The following is an 18,235-nucleotide window of genomic DNA, read 5'->3' on the forward strand; positions in this document are numbered from 1 at the left end:
GTCATGAGCGGTGGAACCGGCGACGCGCCCCTTCCCGCGCGGCTCGAGCTGCCGGCGGGCGCCCTCCTGCGTCCTCTCGTCTCGAGCGATGCGGACCTCCTGCACGCGGTGATCGGCGAGCAGAGACCGTGGCTCGCGGCTCTCCTCCGCGGGGACGATCCGGCCGCCCTGCCGTCGGCGTCCCTCGGCGACGACGTGCGCGGTCTCCTGCGCCTCGAGGAGGAGTCGCGTGCGGGCAGAGCGCACGCGTTCCTGCTCGTCGGCCCGGACCGCACCGAGGCGCTGGGCGCTCTGAGCGTCCGGCCCGGCGGCGGCGACTCCGCCGAGGCCTCCTGGTGGGTCGTCCCCGCCGTCCGGGGCTCGCGGCTCGAGGAGGAGCTCGACGCCTACGCGCGCCGCTGGCTCCAGCAGCACTGGCCCTTCGACACGGTCACCACGCCCGACAACCACCCCGACGATCCCGCCTCCCTGGCCGGGGCGAACATCGTGGCGCTCGTGCCCGCCGCGCCGGAGCGCACCGCCCTCCCCGACCCCGACGCCGCCTCGGCGGCGCTCCTCTGGGCGGAGTACCGCTCCGCACATCCGGGAGTTGACGAGGCGCTCCCGCCGGTCGAGGCGTTCGGCGACAGCACGGCGATGGCGGACGAGCTGCTGGGCCTCGTGCGGCGCGGAGTGAAGACGGCCACGGCGTCCCTCGCCGAGGAGGGGGCGCCCGTCGCGGGCGAGCACTGGATCGTCTGCGACGGCGCGGGAGCGGCGCGTGTCGTCCTCGTGACGGACGAGGTGCGGACCGGTCCGCTCGACTCCGTCGACGACGCGTTCGCCTGGGCCGAGGGCGAGGGGGACCGCACGCGCGCCTCCTGGCTCGACGGGCACCGCCGCTACTTCGCCCGCGTCTCACCTGGCGGCATCGGCGACGTGGTCTTCGAGCGCTTCCACGTGGTCTGGCCGGAGGCCGACGCCGAGCGCGCCGCCGCCTTCGCCCGCTCGGTCGGAGCGTTCCGGCCCGAGGAGCTCGACGGGACTCCCGCGCAGACCTAGGGGGTTTCCCGGATGCCCCGCTCAGGCGCCCTGCGCCAGAGTGGAGTCATGGCTACTCTCGTGCGCCCCCGTCGGGGCAGGATCATCGCCGGCGTCTGTGCCGGTCTCGCCCGCCGATTCGGCTGGAGCCCCTTCGTGGTGCGTCTCCTGTTCGTGCTCTCGTGTCTCCTCCCGGGGCCGCAGATCATCGCCTACCTCGTGATGTGGGTGGTCATCCCGAAGCAGAAATGACCGAGGCCCCCGCTCCGAGCAGCCTCTGAGAGAACGCTCAGCACCCGGAGCGGTGAGAGGCCTACGGTGGCGGTGTGCGTCCGTCGGGCGCCGAGGAGGAGATCATGGGATTCCTGGACCGACTGCTGGGCCGCGACGAGCAGCCTGAGAGCGCACGCCGCTCGACGTACGCGCCGCCGCAGGCCGCGGACCGCAGGCCCGAGTACGGCTCCCCTCCGGCGACGTCTCCGCGCACCGACGATGAGCGTGCCATCGAGCGCTACCGCTACCTCCTCCGCACCGCGCCGCCCGAGGCGATCGAGCAGGTGCACCGCGAGGCCTTCGAGCAGCTGACCCCGGATCAGCGCCAGCAGGTCTTCCGAGAGCTCAGCGAGGGGGCCCCTGTCGGCGACGCGCCGAAGGACGACGACCCCCGCACGCTCGCCCAGTCCGCCACGCGGAGCGAGCTGCGACAGCCCGGATTCATGGAGCGCCGCTTCTCCGGCGGCGGAGGCATGGGCTTCGGCGGCGTCCTCGCCTCCTCGATGCTCGGCACGATCGCCGGGTTCGCGATCGGCTCGGCCATCGCGGGCGCGTTCCTCCCCGACGGGGGAGGCGACTACGCCGGCGGTGACGGCGGGGGAGACGCCTCGGCCGACGGTGGAGCGGATGCGGGAGGTGCGGACGCCTCCGGTGCGGACGCCGGAGACGGCGGCGGCTGGGGCGACTCCGGCGGCGGCGACTTCGGTGGCGGAGGCGACTTCGGCGGGGGCGGCGACTTCGGAGGCGGCGACTTCGGAGGCGGCGACTTCGGCTTCTAGCCTCGTTGCAGAGGGCCCCCGATCACGGACAGTGGTCGGGGGCCCTCGCTCGTTCCGGGCTAGTCCTCGTCGGTCAGCATGGCCTTCACCTGGCGGCGGAGGACCTTGCCGATCATGCTCCGCGGCAGCTCGTCGACGACGGTGATCCGCTTGGGCACCTTGTAGGGGGTCAGCGCCTCCCGGACGGCCTTGCGGGCGGCTGCGACGTCGAGTTGCGCGCCCGGCTCCAGGACGACCGCCGCCGCCACGGACTCGCCGCTGCGCGGATCGGGCAGGCCGACCACCGCCACCTCCTTGATCTCGGGCAGGCGGAGCAGCACCTCCTCCACCTCGGACGGCGAGACGTTGAAGCCGCCCGTGATCACGAGCTCCTTGATCCGGTCGACGATGCGCACGAAGCCGTCCTCGTCGATCGTCGCGATATCGCCGGTGCGGAACCAGCCGTCACCGGTGAAGGTCGCCGCCGTCTCGTCGGGCTTGCGGTGGTAGCCCCGGAACACCTGCGGACCGCGCACGACCAGCTCGCCCTGCTCGCCGGTCGCCACCTCCGTGTCGGGATCCTCGGGATCGACGATCCGCACGTCGGTGCCGGGAAGCGGGAGCCCGACCGTCCCGGCGCGTCGCGTCGGACCGACCGGATTGGCCATCAGGACCGGAGAGGTCTCCGAGAGGCCGTAGCCCTCGACGAGCGTGCCTCCGGTCAGCGCCTCGAACGACTCGACCAGCGCCGGGTCGAGCGGCATCGCACCCGAGATGGCGATCTCGATGCCGCGGAGGGAGACGCCCCGCTGCTGCGCGCTGCGCGCCAGGCGCTCCGCGATCGGCGGAACGGCCGGGAGGAAGGTGGCGGGGTGCTTCTTGACGACCTTCAGCACCAGCTCCGGGTCGAACTTCGGGAACAGCACCAGGCGCGCGCCCATGCTCATCGCGAAGGTGAGGCAGAGCGTCAGCCCGTAGGCGTGGAACATGGGGAGCACCGCGTAGACCACGCAGTCGCCGCGGCGGACCGTCGGCACCCAGGCGCGCGACTGGGCGGCGTTCGCCGTCAGGTTCGCGTGGGTCAGCTCGGCGCCCTTGGGTGTGCCGGTCGTGCCGCTCGTGTACTGGATGACCGCGAGGTCCTCCGCGACCGGGCGCGGGTGCGCCGGGTCGATCCGCCGGCGCAGCAGCGACTCCCACTCGATCGCGCCGCGGACCGGCCCCGTCAGCGCGGCGCGCGACTCCCGGGCCTTCTTCAGCGGCAGGCGGAGGGCTGCGCGCATCGAGGCGGGCATCGCGCGCGTGAGGTCGACGGCGACGACGGTCTCGACGCCGAGATCGGCCGGGAGGTCCTGCACCGTCGGCACGACGCGGTTCCAGGCGATCGCGACACGCGCACCGTGGTCCTCGAACTGGTGGCGCAGCTCGCGCGGGGTGTAGAGCGGGTTGTGCTCGACCACCACGGCGCCGAGCCGGAGGACGGCGTAGAAGGCGACGACGTGCTGCGGGCAGTTCGGGAGGACGAGGGCGACCGGATCGCCCGCGCGGACGCCCAGGCGGCGGAGTCCCTCGGCGGCCCGCTCCACCTCGTCGGCGAGCTGGGAGTAGCTGGTCGAACGGCCGAAGAACTCGAGCGCGACCTGGTGGGGATAGCGCTCGGCCGACTCGGTGACGATGTCGACGAGCGAGCCGGTCGGGAGCTCGAGCTCCGTCGGCACGCCGGGCGCGTAGCTGCGGATCCAGGGGCGGGGCGGGTGGGTGCTCACCCGCCCCACTCTAGGAGGAGGGGCCGGGGCTCAGGCTCCCTGAGCCACCGCGTCCTCGATCGGGGTGGGACCGGAGACGATCTCCCACGTCTTCGCGATGGAGGTCGGCTGCGCCAGGGCGGCGATCACCGTCGCGGCGACGTCCGCTCGCGGGATGCTCCCCTTCTCCACGGAGGTGCCGAGCGTGATCGTGCCGGTGCCCTCGTCGTCCGTCAGCCCGCCCGGGCGGAGGATCGTGTAGTCGAGGCCGGAGTCGCGAAGTGCCGCGTCGGCGTCGCGCTTGGCCTCGACGTAGGCCTTCCAGCCCTCCTCCGTGTCCTCGGGGAGCGGCTCGTCCACACCGATCGCGCTGACCTGCACGAAGTGCTGGACCCCGACGATCGCGGCGGCCTTCTGGCTGAGGACGGACGCCCCCAGGTCGACGGTGCGCTTGCGCTCCGGGCCCGAGTCGGGTCCGGCTCCGGCGGTGAAGACCATGCCGTCGACGTGGCCCAGCGCCTCGGCGAAGGCCTCGGGCGTCGTGTCCTCGAGGTCGTGCACGAGCGGCTCGCCGCCCAGCCGGACGATGTCCTCGGCGTGATCGGGGTTGCGGATCACTCCGACCGACTCGTGGCCGGCGTCGTAGAGCAGGTGCAGGATCTGCTGCCCCACCTTGCCGTGGGCTCCGATGACGGCGATGCGTGTCATGGACGTTCCTCTCCTCGTCGGGGCGGGTCGCCCCGTGTTCGTGTCCCCTCCATCCTGCCGCCGCGTCCCTGGGCGCCTCCAGGCCTTGACGGCGTTCGGGCGCCGGGTCGTCAGGCGGCGAGGCGGTCGTCGCGTCCGGTGATGGCGAGCAGGCGGCTCTGGAGGGAGGCGGCGTCGTCGACCGGCACGGGCGCGGCGTAGAGGCCGCTCGCGCGCAGGGTCTCCTCCTGGGGTGCGAAGAGCTCCCAGACCGCTGCGACGAGCTCCTCGTCCAGCCGCTCGTCGCTGCCGGTCGCGCGGGCGAGGTCCCAGGCGTGGACGGTCACATCGGCCGTCTGCTCCTGCAGCAGCTCGACGGCGCTGACGGTGTCGCGCCCCAGCTGCACGGTCGCCGCCGGGTCGACGGTGCGGACAGCGACGCGCAGGCGGTCGGTCACGCGGCGCCACTCGCTCCTCAGATCGGTGGCGACGGACTCGAGGCGCAGCGCCGACTCGTCGCCCCCCGAGAGGAGCGTGTGCGCGCGCTGCTGCTCGCGGACGACGTGCAGCACCAGAGCGCGCGTGTCCCACTCGGTGTCGGGCGTGGGGGCCGACCAGTCCTCGACGGCGCTCAGCCGGAGCTCGAAGGCGCGGTGGGCGCGGTCCTGCAGATCGAGCCAGCGGCTCATCTCGGCGCCGGGGCCGGTCTCGGTGGCGGTGGGGGAGTCGGGCTGCTCGTGCGTCATGGTCTCTCCGGAGCGTCGTGGTGCTCGGGTCAACCGCGAGTGGTCGGCGCTCATTCCCGGCCGGCCCGGGCGCAGCGGCCGGGAAGCCGATGTCGGTGGTGGGTGCGATCATGTCCGGAGGTGTGGTCGAGCAGGACGGAGCGGCGTGAGCAGGCAGGACGGCACGGCGTGAGCGAGCAGGACGGCACCGCGTGAGCAAGCAGGACGGCACGGGGCGGCAGGTCACGACCGAGCCCTTCGACGACCCGCGCGCGAGCATCATGCACATCGACATGGACGCGTTCTTCGCCTCCGTCGAGCTGCTCGACCGGCCGGATCTGCGCGGGAGGCCGGTCATCGTGGGCCACCACGGAGCGCGCTCCGTCGTCACAGCGGCGACCTACGAGGCGCGCCGCTACGGCGTCAACTCGGCGATGCCCATGGCGGTCGCCCTCCGCCGCTGCCCGCAGGCCGTGGTCCTCGAGCCGCACATGGAGCGCTACCGCGAGGCCTCTCGCCGCGTCATGGCGATCTTCGACTCCTTCACGCCGCTGGTCGAGCGCCTGAGCATCGACGAGGCGTTCCTCGACGTCGCGGGTGCCCGCCGCATCTCGGGCTCGCCGTTCGCGATCGGCACCGAGATCCGCCGCCGGGTGCACGCCGAGCTCGGGCTGACCTGCTCGGTCGGGATCGCCAGCACCAAGTTCGTCGCCAAGCTCGCCTCCGGCCGCTCCAAGCCCGACGGTCTGCTGGTCGTCCCCGCCGACGGCGTCCGCGAGTTCCTCGATCCGCTGCCCGTGAGCGCGCTGTGGGGAGTCGGCGCGAGCACGGAGGAGGCGCTCGTCCGCCGCGGTCTGCGCACCGTCGCCGACGTCGCGACCACCCCGCTGCCGTCGCTGGTGTCCGCCCTCGGCGAGGCGACCGGGAGGCGCCTGCACGCCCTGGCGAACGGGGTGGATCCGCGGCCGGTCGACACCCGCCAGATCGAGAAGAGCGCCGGACACGAGATCACCTTCGCCGACGACGTGGCCGACCCCGAGCTCGTCCGTCGTGAGCTGCTGCGGCTCTGCGACAAGGTCGCCGTGCGGATGCGCCGCTCGGGAGTGCGCTGCCGCACCGTCGCGGTGAAGGTGCGCTTCGGCGACTTCAGCACCCTCACCCGCTCCCGCACGCTCGTCGAGGCGACGGACGTGGCCCGCGTCCTCTACGAGGCCTCCTCCGCGCTGCTCGAGGCGGCCAACCCGATGCGGCGGCCCGTGCGGCTGATCGGCGTGCGCGGCGAGCAGCTCGTCGAGGGCGACGACGTCGCGTTCTCCCTGTGGAGCGACTCCGACGACTGGCGCGACGCGGAGCTCGCGGTCGACGGCGTGGCCGCCCGCTTCGGTTCCGGGGCCGTGCGTCCCGCCTCGCTCCTGTCCCGGTCGGCTCCCGAGTCGGCCAAGGGGATCGACCTCAGCGACACGCTCGCTACGCGGAACCGATCGTCAGACTGATCGGGCGGTGGTCGGAGCCGTTCGGCGGCAGGACCGCGACGGTCGCGGCGGTGACGCCGTCGGCGAGCGCGTGGTCGAGCGAGACGAGCGGCAGCAGGGACGGCCAGGTCGCCGGGAAGCCGACTCCGCCCGTGCGGACGAGGCCCGCCTCCGCCAGCACCGGAGCGAGCAGGTGGTCGTCCGTCGGCGTGTTGAAATCACCGATGACCAGCGTCCGGTCCGACTCGTCGTCTCGGAGAGCGGTGGCGAGGTTCGAGAGCATGGTGTCCCGCTCCTCGTGGTCGCCCGGCCGGAACGAGGCGAGGTGCACCACGAACAGGCGTGCGCTGCCGACCGGCGTGTCGACGTCGACGGCGAGCGCGCGCTCCCAGCCGAGACCGAGGTCGAGCGGCTCCTGGTCGGTCAGCTCGGTCCGGCTCCAGACGCCGACGGTGCTCGAGACGGACGAGTACGGGTACTCGTCGGCCAGCTCGGCGTCGACCGCGTCCACGGCGTCTCCGTCGAGCTCCTGCAGCGCGATCACGTCGGGGCCGCGGGCGGCGAGCGAGGCGGCGAGGCCACCGGCGTCGCCGCTCGTCTCGATGTTCTGGCTGACGACGGTGAACGAGCCGGAGCGCACGGCCGGCGCCGGAAGCGCGACCGGCAGCACCAGCACGCCGTAGACCATCGCCAGCACGGTGACCGCGGCCGCCGTCCGGCGCGACCGGAGGGCCGCCGCGGCCGCGATGAGGAGCAGCACGAGGAGCCCCGTCCACGGGATCCCGACCTCGAGGACCGACAGCCAGCCGATCGGATCGGGCAGCGCGCGGTGGAAGGCGAGGAAGGCGGCGAGCACGAGGCTCGCGACCGCCACCGCGGCCGAGCGCACGGGGCGGCGGCGGCGGGTGCGGGCGGACATCCGTCGATCATGGCAGCAGGTCCCCGGAGGTCCATGGACGAGTCCTGTGCGCCCCGGCGGGCCGCTTGTCGCCGCGGAGAGCCGCGGAGTACCGTCGCACCATGCCCAACATCGCAGTCTCCCTGGCCGACACCGTCACCACCGCGGGTACCGCGACGATCTACGGCGAGCCCGTCACCGTCGACGGCGTCTCGCTCGTCCCCGTCGCCCTCCGCTGGTTCGGCTTCGGCGGAGGCAGCGGCTCCGAGGACGGCCAGGAGGGCGGCGGCGGAGGCGGTGGCGCCACGGTCATCCCGATCGGCGCCTACATCAAGGACGACCTCGGCCTGCGGTTCCAGCCGAACGTGATCTCGGTCCTCGCCGTCGGCATCCCCTTCGTGTGGGTGACCGGCAAGGCCCTCGCGCGCATCATCCGCGCCCTCAAGAAGTAGCCGGAGCGGCCCCGCGTCAGCTGGCGCGCTGCTGGCGCGCGGGGTACCACTTCTTCTTCGTCCGGCCGAAGCCGACGATCAGCCGCTCGGCGTCGTCCGGCCGGCGGGGGTCGTAGATCACCGCGGCGGGCTCGCCGGCCATCCACGCGTCCCCCCGCTTCAGCGGGTACTTCTGCGCGCGCTTCTCCACACCCTCGGCGGTCCGGTAGACGACCAGGAGCCTGCCCAGATCCCGTGCCGAATCGCGATCGCCGCGTGCCGGATCCGGCCCGACGACGCGCGCCGGCACCCGCGTGCCGTAGCTGAGCAGCTCGCGGCGGATCCGCGCACGGCGCTGCCAGAGCAGAGCCTGCAGCAGAACGATCAGCAGCACGGCCAGGACGACGACCACCGACCACGACATGACGTCTATGATTGCCGACGAACACGGGAGTCCGGTGCACCGGGCTGAGAGGAAGGCAGCAGCCTTCGACCGTCGAACCTGATCTGGGTCATGCCAGCGAAGGAACGTTTCGATCTCCTCTTACCAACCCGTGCCCTCCATTCGCTTCCACGAAAGGGCACGTCAGTGCAGAACACGAACGCGCAGAACACGAACGCGCAGAACACGAACGCGCAGAACACGAACGCGCAGAACACGAACGCGCAGAACACGAACGCGCAGAACACGAACGCGCAGAACCTCACCTCCTCCGCCCCGGCCCGGCGCGATCTGCGCTGGCGGGTCGTCGACATCGTGGTGGCGAGCGTCGTCGCCGTCGCGAGCGGGATCGTCTTCTGGGCCTGGGGCCTGGCGACGAACGTCCTCGGCCTCGCCTTCGAGTTCCTGCCCGGGCTCGGCGGGCTCCTCGGCGGCGGCTGGCTCTTCGCCGGCGTCCTCGGCGGCCTGATCATCCGCAAGCCCGGAGCCGCGCTCTACACCGAGCTGGTCGCCGCGGCCGTGTCGGCTCTGATCGGCACCCAGTGGGGCTTCACCGTGCTGATCTCCGGACTCGTGCAGGGACTCGGCGCGGAGATCGTCCTGGCGCTCTTCCTCTACCGCAGCGGCCGTCCGCTCGTCGCGATGCTGGCCGGTGCCGGTGCCGGGCTGGCCCTCGCGATCAACGACCTGCTGTCGTACTACGCCGTCAACGACGCGCTCTTCAAGACCGTCTACGTCGCCTCCTCGATCGTCTCGGGCGCGCTCCTGGCCGGGCTGCTGTCCTGGTTCGCGGTGCGGGGGCTCGCGGCCTCGGGAGCGCTGGACCGCTTCGCCTCCGGGCGCGAGGGCCGGACGGTCGAGGGAGCCGGCGCGGGCGCTCGATGAGCGGCGCCTCCGTCCGGGCGCGGGGCTGGAGCTGGCGGCACGCGGGACGCTCCCGCGACGCCCTCTCCGGCCTCGATCTCGCGCTGGAGCCGGGGGAGCGCGTGCTGCTCCTCGGCCCCTCCGGCGCGGGAAAGAGCACGCTGCTGCACGCCCTGGCCGGCGTCCTCGGCGGGGAGGAGGACGGCTCCGCGGCGGGCGAGCTCGAGATCGACGGAGCCGCGCCGCTCACCCGGCGCGGTGTCGCGGGGCTCGTGCTGCAGGATCCGGACACTCAGGCGGTCCTGGCGCGGGTCGGCGACGACGTCGCGTTCGCCTGCGAGAACCTCGGCGTGCCGCGCGAGGAGATCCCCGCGCGGGTTCGGGAGGCGCTCGGCGACGTCGGTCTCGACGTCCCGTTAAACCACTCCACCTCGGCGCTCTCGGGCGGGCAGAAGCAGAGGCTCGCCCTGGCGGGCGTGCTCGCCATGCGTCCGCGGCTCCTGCTCCTCGACGAGCCCACCGCCAACCTCGATCCGGACGGTGTACGCGAGGTGCGGGCGGCGGTGGAGCGCACGGCCGCCCGCACGGGGGCGACGCTGATCGTCGTCGAGCACCGGGTCGACGTGTGGGTCGGCCTCGTCGACCGGGTCGTGGTGCTCGGGCGGGACGGCGCGGTCGTCGCCGACGGCGCTCCAGTCGAGGTCCTCGATCGAACGCACGACGTGCTCCGCGCCTCCGGCGTCTGGCTGCCCGGTGACACCCCCGCCCGGCGCGGGGCGAGCGTGCTGCCCTCGCCCGCCGCCCTGAGCGCGCACGACCTCGCCATCGGCCGGCCCGTCCTCGGGCGCCGCCGCTCGACCATCGTGGCCTCGGGGCTCGAGCTCGCCGTCGACTCCGCGCGGGCCACGGCCGTGCTGGGACCCAACGGCGCGGGGAAGTCGACCCTCGCGCTCACGCTGGCCGGTCTCCTGCCGCCGGTCGCGGGGCGGGTGACCGCCTCTGAGTCGCTCCGCGCCGGTGCGGGCCCGGAGCCGATCCGCTGGACCTCGGCTCAGCTCGCCGGACGGATCGCGATGGTGTTCCAGGAGCCGGAGCACCAGTTCCTCACCGCTCGCGTGCGCGCCGAGCTCGCGCTGGGCGCCCGCGACGAGGCGGAGCGGCATCCGGCGGAGGAGCTCCTGGAGCGCCTCGGCCTCGCGCACCTCGCCGACGCCAATCCGTTCACCCTCTCCGGAGGCGAGAAGCGGCGCCTGGCCGTCGCGTCCGCCCTCACCCGGTCGCCGTCCGTGCTCGTCCTCGACGAGCCGACGTTCGGGCAGGACCGCCTGACCTGGGAGGTGCTCGTCGACCTCCTCGCCGAGCAGCGCGACGCGGGCACGGCGGTGCTCGCCGTCACCCACGACGAGGCGCTGGTCGCCGCCCTCGCCGACTCGGTCGTCACCCTCGGCGCCCGCGAGGCGGTGTCGGGATGACGCTCCTCGACTCCGTTCCCGCGCGCAGCCGGATCGCCCGGGCCAACCCGGTCGCCAAGCTCCTCGCCAGCCTGGTCATCGCGTTCGCGCTCCTCCTCACGGTCGATGCGGTCTCCGCGGCGACGGCGCTGGCGCTCGAGCTGCTGGTTCTGCCCTTCGCAGGGCTCCGGGCGGGTGAGCTCGTGCGGCGGACGGCTCCCGTCTGGATCGCGGCTCCGCTCGCCGGCCTCTCGACTGTCCTCTACGGGCGTGACAGCGGCGCCGTCTACGCGGAGTTCCTCATCGTCTCGGTCACGGAGGGATCCGTCGCCCTCGGGCTGGCCATCGCGCTGCGCGTCCTGGCGATCGGACTGCCGAGCGTGGTCCTCATCGCCACCACCGACCCGACCGACCTGGCGGACGGCCTCGCGCAGATCCTGCGACTGCCCTCGCGCTTCGTGCTCGGCGCTCTCGCCGGCATGCGGCTCGTCGGTCTGCTCGTCGACGACTGGCGCACCCTGTCGATGGCCCGCCGCGCCCGCGGGGTCGCCGACGGCCGCGGGCCCGTCGAGGCGCTCCGCAGCCTCGCGGCCCGCACGTTCTCGCTGCTCGTGCTGGCCATCCGGCGGGGGAGCAGGCTCGCGACGGCGATGGAGGCGAAGGGCTTCGGCTCCGGCGTCCCGCGCACCTGGGCGCGGCAGTCGCGCCTCGGAGCCGGCGACCTCCTGCTGCTCGCGGGCGGAGCGCTGATCGCTGCCGTCGCCGTGACCGCCGCCGTCGTCACCGGCTCCTGGAGCTTCGTCCTGCATGGCTGAGCGGATCCTGCCGCTGACGGATCGGACGGCGGGCGACCTCGCCCGCTCCGTGATCGCGCGGCGTCGTCGGACGGTGCTGCTGGACGGACCGAGCGGCTCCGGCAAGTCGACGTTCGCGCGCGCGCTGGTCGAGCAGCTCCGTCTCGCGCCGGCGGCATCGTCGGTCGCGCTCGTGCGGATGGACGACCTCTACCCCGGCTGGACGGGCCTGGACCGGGCGTCGCGGGAGACGGCCGCGACGCTCGTCCGCCCCCACGGCCTCGGCCTCGCGGCGCGCTGGCGGCCCTGGAACTGGGCCGCGGGGACGACGGCCGGGCGCCGCGTCGTCCGCGAGCCGCTTCTCGTGCTCGAGGGCTGCGGATCGGCCGGCGCCGCCGCGCGCCGCCACGCCGATCTGGTGGTCTGGCTCGAGGCCGACGACGAGGTGCGGCGCGTGCGCGCGCTCGAGCGCGACGGCGAGCTCTTCGCTCCGCACTGGGACGCCTGGGACCGCGACTTCCGCTCCTACTGCGCTCGGGAGCGGCCCCGGGAGAACGCCGACCTCGTGCTGGACACGGGCGGCGGGGGAGCGGTGCGCGGCTGAGGGGTCCACTCCGAGCGCTGCGACGCGCGGATGCCGGTGAGAGGCTCGCCCTCGGCGGTGATCAGGCCCAGCCGAGCTCGTGCAGCCGGTCGTCGTCGATGCCGTAGAAGTGGGCGATCTCGTGGACGAGCGTGACGTGGATCTCGTCGCGCAGCGCGTCCAGATCGTCGCACGCGGCGAGGTGCGGCTCGCGGAACAGCACGATGCGGTCGGGCATCTCGCCGAAGCCGTAGCGCTCGCGCTCGGTGAGGGCGACGCCGTCGTAGTAGCCGAGCAGATCCAGGGTCCCGTCCTCGGGCCGGTCCTCCACGACGAACACGACGTTGTCGAGCCCGTCGACCATGTCGTCCGGGAGCGCGTCGAGCTCGGAGATCACCAGGGCTTCGAAGGCGTCCTCGTCCAGCTCGAGCATCCGGGACCTCTCTGCGTCGGCGATCGCTGCCGGTCGCCGGATGTGCGAAGAGGCCCGGAGTCGGAACTCCGGGCCTCTTCCGCTGCATGCACAGCCACTGGGGTGAGTAACGGGGCTCGAACCCGCGACCTCCTAGACCACAACCAGGCGCTCTGCCAACTGAGCTATACCCACCAGGAGCGTGTTCCGGCGGGGTGACCCGCCGAAGCAACTGTACGAGAGTACTACATCCGCGAGGCGAACTCGTCCACGACGGCGGCCGACACGGCCTGCACCTCGGCGGTGCTCGGCCCCGGCTGCTCCACGAACACGGCACGGCGGTAGTACTGCAGCTCTCGGATGCTCTCGAGGATGTCGGCGAGAGCGCGGTGTCCGCCGTGCTTCTTGGGCGCGTTGAAGTAGATGCGCGGGAACCACCGCCGTGCCAGCTCCTTGATCGTGCTGACGTCGACGTTGCGGTAGTGCAGGTGGCCGTCGAGACGCGGCATGAACTTCGCGAGGAAGGCGCGGTCGGTGCCGATCGAGTTGCCGGCGAGGGGGGCCTGCTGCTCCGCCGGGACGTGCTTCAGCACGTACTCCAGCACCTCGTACTCGGCCTCCGCGACGCTGACGCCGGAGGGGATCTCGACCAGTAGCCCGGAGGTCTCGTGCATCGACCGGACGAAGTCGCCCATGTTCTCGAGCGCGGTCGCGTCGGGCCGGATGACGAGGGAGAGCCCCTCGTCGAGCGGGTTCAACTCGAAGTCGGTGACGACGACGGCGATCTCGACGAGCTCGTCGACGGAGAGGTCGAGCCCCGTCATCTCGCAGTCGATCCAGACAAGACGGTCGGGGGCGCTACTCATGCGGGGCAGTCTATCGGCGGCCGCCGACACCCGGTCCGGCCGCCTCGCTCCTCCTACACTGGACCCTCGTGATCACGCTCGCCTGCTGCCTCCTCATCGTCAACGCCGTGTGGAACGCGATCGTCTGGCCGCCCTTCCTCCGCCGCGTCCGCAAGAACCCGCGGGCGCGCGACGCGGACGGCCGCGCGACGACCTTCCTCCGCGTGCACACGGTGCTCATCGGCGTGTCGCTCGCCCTCGCCGTGGTCTCCCTCGTCGTGGGAGTGCTGGGACTCGTCCGGGGCGCCTAGGCCCCGGCGGGCGCGGCCTCTGTGCTTCGGTATCGTGGTCGGAGTCCGCCCCCGTAGCTCAGCGGATAGAGCAGGAGCCTTCTAATCTCTTGGTCGCAGGTTCGATTCCTGCCGGGGGCACTCTCCCTGGGGACCGGGCGGCCTTCAGCAGAGGTCGAGGGCGGCGAACCATCGTTTACTCATCGCAAACGCCTCTCCGCGCTGGTGCGGGCCAGCTCATCGCGGATGCGTCGCAGGCGGTGGACGAGCTCGGGGTCGTGGCGCAGCGCGGCCTCGTCGTTGAGTACTCGGCCGAGGCGCTGGTAGAAGCGCGCGGGACTCCCGAAGTGGGAGCGGATCGCGAGGTCGCCGGCAGCGCCGCTGGGCTGGGCGCGGACGAAGTCGAGCAGTTCGGCGTCAGTCACGCGCGACGTCCGCCGCGGCCGCGCTTCAGGTCGCCGTGCTGGCCGGGCACCTCGTGGCTGTAGAGGTAGCGACCCGCCTCCGGGTTCATCATCACCTTGCCGTCGCGCCAGGCGAGCAACCATGGCGCCTCCTCGCCCGCGTTGCGCCAGGCGCGGACGAACGGGTCGCCCTCCTCGTCGGGGCGCTCGGGGTGGTTCGGGTCGTAACGGGTCACGGGCCTAGCGTGCGGTCGACCACCGACACGGGTGCTCGGTAGAGTCGCCCGCATGAAGCGTTACGTGCCGGTCCTCGCCGCGGTCCTCCTCCTCGCCGGCTGCACGGCCGCTCCTGCACCCTCAGCGGAGCAGGTAGCGCCGACGACGCCCGCCGCTACTACGGCAGAGGCAGCTCCGCAGCCGACCGCAACGTCTCTCTCGACGGAAGAAGCGGCCGCCGCCTATTTGGACGGCGTGTGCCCGGCGAACATCGCTGGGCAGGCGTACAACGACGCGTACGATGCGGTCGTGGCCGCGGGTTCCGGCGCTGACATCGCCCCTCTTCAGCAGGCGTCGGTCACTCTCCGAGACGCGAACCAGGATGCTGCGGTCGCATTCTCCTCGGCCGATACGGTCTGGCCGGCGGAGGTCGACGCGGACATCGACGTCATCGCGAGCTCCTACTTCAAGGATCTCGCGGACCTTGACCGAGTCATCCAGGCCGGGTCGGCAGACGAGGTTCTCGCGATCACGTTCAGCCCGCGCTCCGATGAGGAGAAGGCCGCTGGCCCCCGTGTTCGGACTCTGCTCGGACTCGATCTCGACACCCAGGCCAGCTGCGCTGGACGCTAGAAGACTCGCTCGCCGCCGCGCCACGTCTCGTGGTGGTATCGGTCCGGCGTCGGCCCGGTCGGCGCGTCGTCGGCGACGGCTGCCTCAGCATCAGCGTGGGTGGTGTAAATCCCGAGCACGGTCGGGGCGCTCGCCCAGAGTCGGGTGACCAGGACGAGGTGGTGCTCTGTATCGCTCATCGGTCCAGCCTGCCGGGCGGCGCCGAAGTGCGAGAGTCGAGGCGCGAGGTGCGGCCGCGGTGGCACACTGCACTGCAGCCAGCAACGACGAAAAGCACCCTTCTTGCCACCGACCCAGCACTTGCCCGAACTGACCGCGAGCGGACCATGCCCATCGGGGTCCAGAGGTGCGACGTGAGGTGAGAGTTGGGGGCGCCGCCGACGAGCGGACACCGGAGGCGTCGAAGTCGGTGTTTCATTGGCTGTCAAATCTTGCGAAGGCCTGCTACTCTGCAACTTATGATCGACGATGTAACACGCCGCATCCTCGCCCGTGAGGGCAACCTCCTCTCGCGCCCGCTGTTTGACGGCATCGAGTCGGCAGTTGCGCAGACGACGAGTGCCCTCCGGAAGCTGTCCGAGCGCGACTACCCGCACTTGTTCGCCTCCTCCAAGAGGGCTTATTTCCGTGAAGCCCTGCTCGGTACAGGTCTGCCCTCTGGGTGGACCGTGACCGGTTCACCCAAGATGAATGGTCAAATCATCTTGATGCATGCCGACCTGGGCACAACGTTGCGTGTCCTTGCTGAGAGTCGCGTGACGACAAATGGGGTACCCCACGCTGGGCGCACACTGGCACAACAGGACGCCTGGACAGCGGTTCAGGTTCCGTTGTTCACTCTCCCCTCCGATGTCCGGATAGACCGGCGTTTTCTTCTCCTGGGTGCTTTCGAGAGCCTTGAGCCGAGCCTTCGGATCGTGCGTCCAGTCGCTCCTGGTCGCTATCGCGGCACTGTTCCCTGCGACTACAATTTGGTCCTGCAGCAGGCTGCTGAGAGTTGGGAAGACCGCTCCTTCGGCGGTAGCGATGAAGAAGAGGACCTTTTCACTGTGCGCATCTCGGAGGAAGAGAGCGGCTCTCGCGATGTCTGAAGCGCCTCTAAATGGCGCGCGTCTCGAAACTCTTCGTCGAATTCACGGACTTACGCAACGGGATCTTGGCGCGCGATTGTCTATCCACCCCTCGCAGCTCTCACGCATCGAAAGCGGGGAAAAGCCGCTCGTTTCCAGCCTGGCGCACGCAGCAAGCTCGGCATTCGGCGAACCGCTGTCGTTCTTCACAGTGTCCAACAACCCTGTGCACCTAGGACCTCCGGCATTTCGACGTCGTGCAGCCGCGACGGCCCAAGAGCAAGCGCGCATTCAAGAATTATTTCGTGAGGCGGCGCGGGTCTTTTTCCTCGTCTCGCAAGCGTCGGGCTACCATGCCGCAGCGTTGCCCGTCGTAATAGACAGCTCGGACCCTGAGCGGTTGGCGGAGGACCTTCGTCGAGAAACGGGCATCGGGCGCACGGCTCCCATCGCCAATCTCGTGAGGACTCTCGAGCGCCTCGGAGTAGGGGTGGTCACCGATCTTGACGAGGCCCACGAGGCAGATCGGCGAGATATCTCAGGCATCGCTATGCCCACAGTTCAGAACGAGAGGCCTATCGTTGCCACGCCGATGATCGGGCGGGGTGATGTGCAGAGGATGACTCTCGCGCATGAACTAGGGCATCTAATCTTCGATGGGCGCGCAGCAACAATTTCTTGCTCGACCAGGAGTCCGCAGGAAAAGCGGGCGTTCGCATTCGGTTCTGCTTTCCTGCTTCCGCGGACCGTCGTCGAGGACCGCATCACCGATGCTTCCACGCTTCGTGATTACCTAGAGGTAAAGGCCGATTACGGCATCTCTGCTAAGGCAGTGATGTACCGGGCTATGCGGCTCGGTCTTATCAGTGAAGCCCGGCATCGAACACTGTCGATTCAGCATTCCTCGAGAGGATGGACGCAGGAAGAGCCCGTCGCGGTGGCGGTGGAGTCGCCGCTCCTCGTAAGCCAAGCTCTCACTCGCGTCTATCCCACCGCCACTTTCGCTCGTGCATCCCACGAGCTCGGCGTGGCTCCTGAGAGGCTGCGGCGCTGGACAGGGCGACTAGAGTCGGACGAAGCACACACGGCGCCGGTTACTGTTTTGCGCCAACGTTAGGGGTACGACGAAACGCCCCCTCACCCGGCCGCCGAAGCGGTAGGTGAGGGGGCGTTTCGTCGTGTCAGGAGATGCCAACGAGGCAGACCTGGTTGAGGGCGAGCATCGACGCGGGGGCGACCGGGCTGGGCATGGCGCCCGCGGTCGACTGCACCGCGGCGCGGATGAACGGTGCGGTCGGTACGGCGATCATCGTGGACGACGTCGTTGCCCGGAACGTCGCCGTACCAGACGCAGCCGACCGCGTGAACACCACGTAGAGCACTGTCCCCGCGGGCTGCGCGGCCACCGTGGACCCGAGGTCCCAGGAGTACCAGTTCGACGCCCCGCCGCCTGCCACGAAAGCGGACTGCGCGAGGATCACCCCGGCCGACGTGGCGACGGCCGCCTGGATGGTGGTCGTCGTGTCGTAGACGGTGAGGTACGCGCGGACCTTCGTGATCGGCGTAGCCGACTCGACGGCCACCCGGTGCACCATGGTCGCGGATGCGTTCAGGGTGTAGGTCGAGCTGAAGATCGCCGGGTCAGCGGTCAGGGCGACCAGTCCGTCGCGGGTGGCCGGCCCGATCGCATCGAGTCGGGTGCCGAGCACTCTCACCTGCTCGTTGACCGTGGCCGCGTCCGCCTTCGCCGCGACGATCGTCGCCTGCGCGCTCAGCGCTGAGAGGTCTGCCTTGGCGGCGAGCCCCGCCGTGAGTGCTGAGAGGTCCGCCTTGGCGGCGAGCCCCGCCGTGAGTGCCGAGAGGTCCGCCTTCCCCGCGAGCCCCGCTGTCAGGGCTGTGGTCAGCGCGCGCTTCCCGAGCTCCGCGGTCACGCTCGCGGAGAGGGCGTCGACCGCGGCCGTGTCGGCCTTCGTCGCCAGTGCGGCGCTGTCCGCTTTCAGGCTGAGCGCGCTGCTGTCTGCTTTCGAGGTCAGTGCCGCCTCGACGGCGGTCGCGTCCGCCTTCGTGTTCAGCTGCGCGGCCGTCGCCGTGCCGGCGAACGCCGCTGCCACCTCCGCTGCATTCGCCTTGAGGTCGAGCGCCGCGGACACTGCCGACGCGTCCGCCTTCAGCGCGAGCGCCGACTCGGTGACGAACCCGCTTCCTGATGGTCTGTTGGGCAC

Annotated in this window: 24 protein-coding genes, 2 tRNA genes and 1 riboswitch; of the genes, 14 read left to right on the forward strand and 12 right to left on the reverse strand. The window is 71.5% G+C overall.

Annotated features, from left to right (window positions below; all coding sequences use genetic code 11):
- Positions 1–3 precede the first annotated feature (3 nt).
- The 3 genes from C5B92_RS06865 (at position 4) to C5B92_RS06875 (ending at position 2,072) form a co-directional block, all read left to right on the forward strand.
- On the forward strand, positions 4–1,041 hold the full coding sequence (locus tag C5B92_RS06865) for an ASCH domain-containing protein (RefSeq protein WP_104254940.1): 1,038 nt from the start codon (positions 4–6) through the stop codon (positions 1,039–1,041).
- Between the two features lie 48 nt (positions 1,042–1,089).
- Positions 1,090–1,272 (forward strand): PspC domain-containing protein, encoded by a 183-nt coding sequence (locus tag C5B92_RS06870; RefSeq protein ID WP_104223873.1) that lies wholly within the window; start codon positions 1,090–1,092, stop codon positions 1,270–1,272.
- A gap of 104 nt (positions 1,273–1,376) precedes the next feature.
- Positions 1,377–2,072, forward strand: coding sequence for a hypothetical protein (locus C5B92_RS06875; protein WP_104254982.1), 696 nt, complete (start codon positions 1,377–1,379; stop codon positions 2,070–2,072).
- A gap of 59 nt (positions 2,073–2,131) precedes the next feature.
- Here the strand turns inward: C5B92_RS06875 and C5B92_RS06880 are convergent, their stop codons facing one another.
- The 3 genes from C5B92_RS06880 to C5B92_RS06890 form a co-directional block, all read right to left on the reverse strand.
- Positions 2,132–3,817 carry a long-chain-fatty-acid--CoA ligase gene (locus C5B92_RS06880; RefSeq protein ID WP_104254939.1) on the reverse strand — a complete coding sequence of 562 codons (1,686 nt, stop codon included), beginning with the start codon at positions 3,815–3,817 and terminating at the stop codon, positions 2,132–2,134.
- Between the two features lie 30 nt (positions 3,818–3,847).
- Positions 3,848–4,504 carry an SDR family oxidoreductase gene (locus C5B92_RS06885; RefSeq protein WP_104223727.1) on the reverse strand — a complete coding sequence of 219 codons (657 nt, stop codon included), beginning with the start codon at positions 4,502–4,504 and terminating at the stop codon, positions 3,848–3,850.
- 110 nt (positions 4,505–4,614) lie between these two features.
- Positions 4,615–5,229: a TIGR03086 family metal-binding protein gene (locus C5B92_RS06890; RefSeq protein ID WP_258059445.1), complete on the reverse strand. Its 615-nt coding sequence runs from the start codon at positions 5,227–5,229 to the stop codon at positions 4,615–4,617.
- A 191-nt stretch (positions 5,230–5,420) separates the two neighbouring features.
- Between C5B92_RS06890 and dinB the strand changes: the two genes are divergently transcribed.
- Positions 5,421–6,701, forward strand: coding sequence for a DNA polymerase IV (gene dinB / locus C5B92_RS06895; RefSeq protein ID WP_104223726.1), 1,281 nt, complete (start codon positions 5,421–5,423; stop codon positions 6,699–6,701).
- On the opposite strand, the gene C5B92_RS06900 is transcribed toward dinB, so the two are convergent.
- Positions 6,676–7,599 carry an endonuclease/exonuclease/phosphatase family protein gene (locus tag C5B92_RS06900; protein WP_104254938.1) on the reverse strand — a complete coding sequence of 308 codons (924 nt, stop codon included), beginning with the start codon at positions 7,597–7,599 and terminating at the stop codon, positions 6,676–6,678. The genes dinB and C5B92_RS06900 overlap by 26 nt on opposite strands.
- A 101-nt stretch (positions 7,600–7,700) precedes the next feature.
- Here C5B92_RS06900 and C5B92_RS06905 point away from each other — a divergent pair, with 101 nt between their 5' ends.
- Complete coding sequence (locus C5B92_RS06905; RefSeq protein ID WP_104223724.1) at positions 7,701–8,030, forward strand: hypothetical protein; 330 nt, start codon at positions 7,701–7,703, stop codon at positions 8,028–8,030.
- Between the two features lie 16 nt (positions 8,031–8,046).
- On the opposite strand, the gene C5B92_RS06910 is transcribed toward C5B92_RS06905, so the two are convergent.
- The gene (locus C5B92_RS06910; RefSeq protein WP_104223723.1) at positions 8,047–8,433 is read right to left on the reverse strand and encodes a DUF3592 domain-containing protein; all 387 of its coding nucleotides are present in this window, start codon (positions 8,431–8,433) and stop codon (positions 8,047–8,049) included.
- 14 nt (positions 8,434–8,447) lie between these two features.
- Positions 8,448–8,555, forward strand: a riboswitch (TPP riboswitch).
- Positions 8,556–8,742: 187 nt separating this feature from the next.
- Between C5B92_RS06910 and C5B92_RS06915 the strand changes: the two genes are divergently transcribed.
- From C5B92_RS06915 to C5B92_RS06930, 4 genes are read left to right on the forward strand one after another with little or no spacing between them, the layout of a single operon-like run.
- A complete protein-coding gene (locus tag C5B92_RS06915) occupies positions 8,743–9,336 on the forward strand; it encodes an ECF transporter S component (protein ID WP_104247316.1) in 594 nt (197 codons plus the stop codon).
- Positions 9,333–10,787 carry an ABC transporter ATP-binding protein gene (locus C5B92_RS06920; protein WP_104254937.1) on the forward strand — a complete coding sequence of 485 codons (1,455 nt, stop codon included), beginning with the start codon at positions 9,333–9,335 and terminating at the stop codon, positions 10,785–10,787. Before C5B92_RS06915 ends, C5B92_RS06920 begins: the two co-directional genes overlap by 4 nt.
- The gene (locus C5B92_RS06925) at positions 10,784–11,581 is read left to right on the forward strand and encodes an energy-coupling factor transporter transmembrane protein EcfT (RefSeq protein ID WP_104254936.1); all 798 of its coding nucleotides are present in this window, start codon (positions 10,784–10,786) and stop codon (positions 11,579–11,581) included. Before C5B92_RS06920 ends, C5B92_RS06925 begins: the two co-directional genes overlap by 4 nt.
- Positions 11,574–12,164 (forward strand): AAA family ATPase, encoded by a 591-nt coding sequence (locus C5B92_RS06930; protein ID WP_258061292.1) that lies wholly within the window; start codon positions 11,574–11,576, stop codon positions 12,162–12,164. The genes C5B92_RS06925 and C5B92_RS06930 overlap by 8 nt, the downstream gene beginning before the upstream one ends.
- A 61-nt stretch (positions 12,165–12,225) precedes the next feature.
- Here C5B92_RS06930 and C5B92_RS06935 read toward each other — a convergent pair whose 3' ends face one another.
- The 3 genes from C5B92_RS06935 to orn all read right to left on the reverse strand — a co-directional run bounded on the left by C5B92_RS06935 (position 12,226) and on the right by orn (position 13,421).
- Positions 12,226–12,576 (reverse strand): metallopeptidase family protein, encoded by a 351-nt coding sequence (locus C5B92_RS06935; protein ID WP_104223719.1) that lies wholly within the window; start codon positions 12,574–12,576, stop codon positions 12,226–12,228.
- 98 nt (positions 12,577–12,674) lie between these two features.
- Positions 12,675–12,750 (reverse strand) — tRNA-His (locus C5B92_RS06940).
- Between the two features lie 50 nt (positions 12,751–12,800).
- A complete protein-coding gene (gene orn / locus C5B92_RS06945) occupies positions 12,801–13,421 on the reverse strand; it encodes an oligoribonuclease (protein ID WP_104223718.1) in 621 nt (206 codons plus the stop codon).
- A gap of 68 nt (positions 13,422–13,489) precedes the next feature.
- Here orn and C5B92_RS06950 point away from each other — a divergent pair, with 68 nt between their 5' ends.
- Together C5B92_RS06950 and C5B92_RS06955 are read left to right on the forward strand one after the other, a co-directional pair.
- Positions 13,490–13,711, forward strand: a complete 222-nt coding sequence (locus C5B92_RS06950) for an SCO4848 family membrane protein (protein ID WP_104350199.1) — start codon at positions 13,490–13,492, stop codon at positions 13,709–13,711.
- Between the two features lie 47 nt (positions 13,712–13,758).
- Positions 13,759–13,831 (forward strand) — tRNA-Arg (locus C5B92_RS06955).
- A gap of 59 nt (positions 13,832–13,890) precedes the next feature.
- Here C5B92_RS06955 and C5B92_RS17630 read toward each other — a convergent pair.
- Positions 13,891–14,115 carry a DUF3263 domain-containing protein gene (locus tag C5B92_RS17630; RefSeq protein ID WP_258061293.1) on the reverse strand — a complete coding sequence of 75 codons (225 nt, stop codon included), beginning with the start codon at positions 14,113–14,115 and terminating at the stop codon, positions 13,891–13,893.
- Positions 14,112–14,330 (reverse strand): hypothetical protein, encoded by a 219-nt coding sequence (locus C5B92_RS17635; RefSeq protein WP_258061294.1) that lies wholly within the window; start codon positions 14,328–14,330, stop codon positions 14,112–14,114. The genes C5B92_RS17630 and C5B92_RS17635 overlap by 4 nt, the downstream gene beginning before the upstream one ends.
- A gap of 52 nt (positions 14,331–14,382) precedes the next feature.
- On the opposite strand from C5B92_RS17635, the gene C5B92_RS06965 reads away from it, so the two are divergent.
- Entirely contained in the window at positions 14,383–14,943 is a 561-nt protein-coding gene (locus tag C5B92_RS06965; protein ID WP_104350201.1) for a hypothetical protein, read from the forward strand.
- Here C5B92_RS06965 and C5B92_RS06970 read toward each other — a convergent pair.
- Positions 14,940–15,122: a hypothetical protein gene (locus tag C5B92_RS06970; RefSeq protein ID WP_104350202.1), complete on the reverse strand. Its 183-nt coding sequence runs from the start codon at positions 15,120–15,122 to the stop codon at positions 14,940–14,942. The genes C5B92_RS06965 and C5B92_RS06970 overlap by 4 nt on opposite strands.
- A gap of 279 nt (positions 15,123–15,401) precedes the next feature.
- On the opposite strand from C5B92_RS06970, the gene C5B92_RS16890 reads away from it, so the two are divergent.
- Together C5B92_RS16890 and C5B92_RS06975 are read left to right on the forward strand one after the other, a co-directional pair.
- On the forward strand, positions 15,402–16,034 hold the full coding sequence (locus C5B92_RS16890; protein WP_146079274.1) for a hypothetical protein: 633 nt from the start codon (positions 15,402–15,404) through the stop codon (positions 16,032–16,034).
- Positions 16,027–17,130 carry an ImmA/IrrE family metallo-endopeptidase gene (locus tag C5B92_RS06975; protein WP_181028761.1) on the forward strand — a complete coding sequence of 368 codons (1,104 nt, stop codon included), beginning with the start codon at positions 16,027–16,029 and terminating at the stop codon, positions 17,128–17,130. Before C5B92_RS16890 ends, C5B92_RS06975 begins: the two co-directional genes overlap by 8 nt.
- A gap of 64 nt (positions 17,131–17,194) precedes the next feature.
- Here C5B92_RS06975 and C5B92_RS06980 read toward each other — a convergent pair whose 3' ends face one another.
- A complete protein-coding gene (locus C5B92_RS06980; RefSeq protein ID WP_146079275.1) occupies positions 17,195–18,235 on the reverse strand; it encodes a hypothetical protein in 1,041 nt (346 codons plus the stop codon).

The sequence above is a fragment of the Rathayibacter sp. AY1A4 genome, from assembly GCF_002930955.1.
Taxonomy (GTDB): Bacteria; Actinomycetota; Actinomycetes; order Actinomycetales; family Microbacteriaceae; genus Rathayibacter.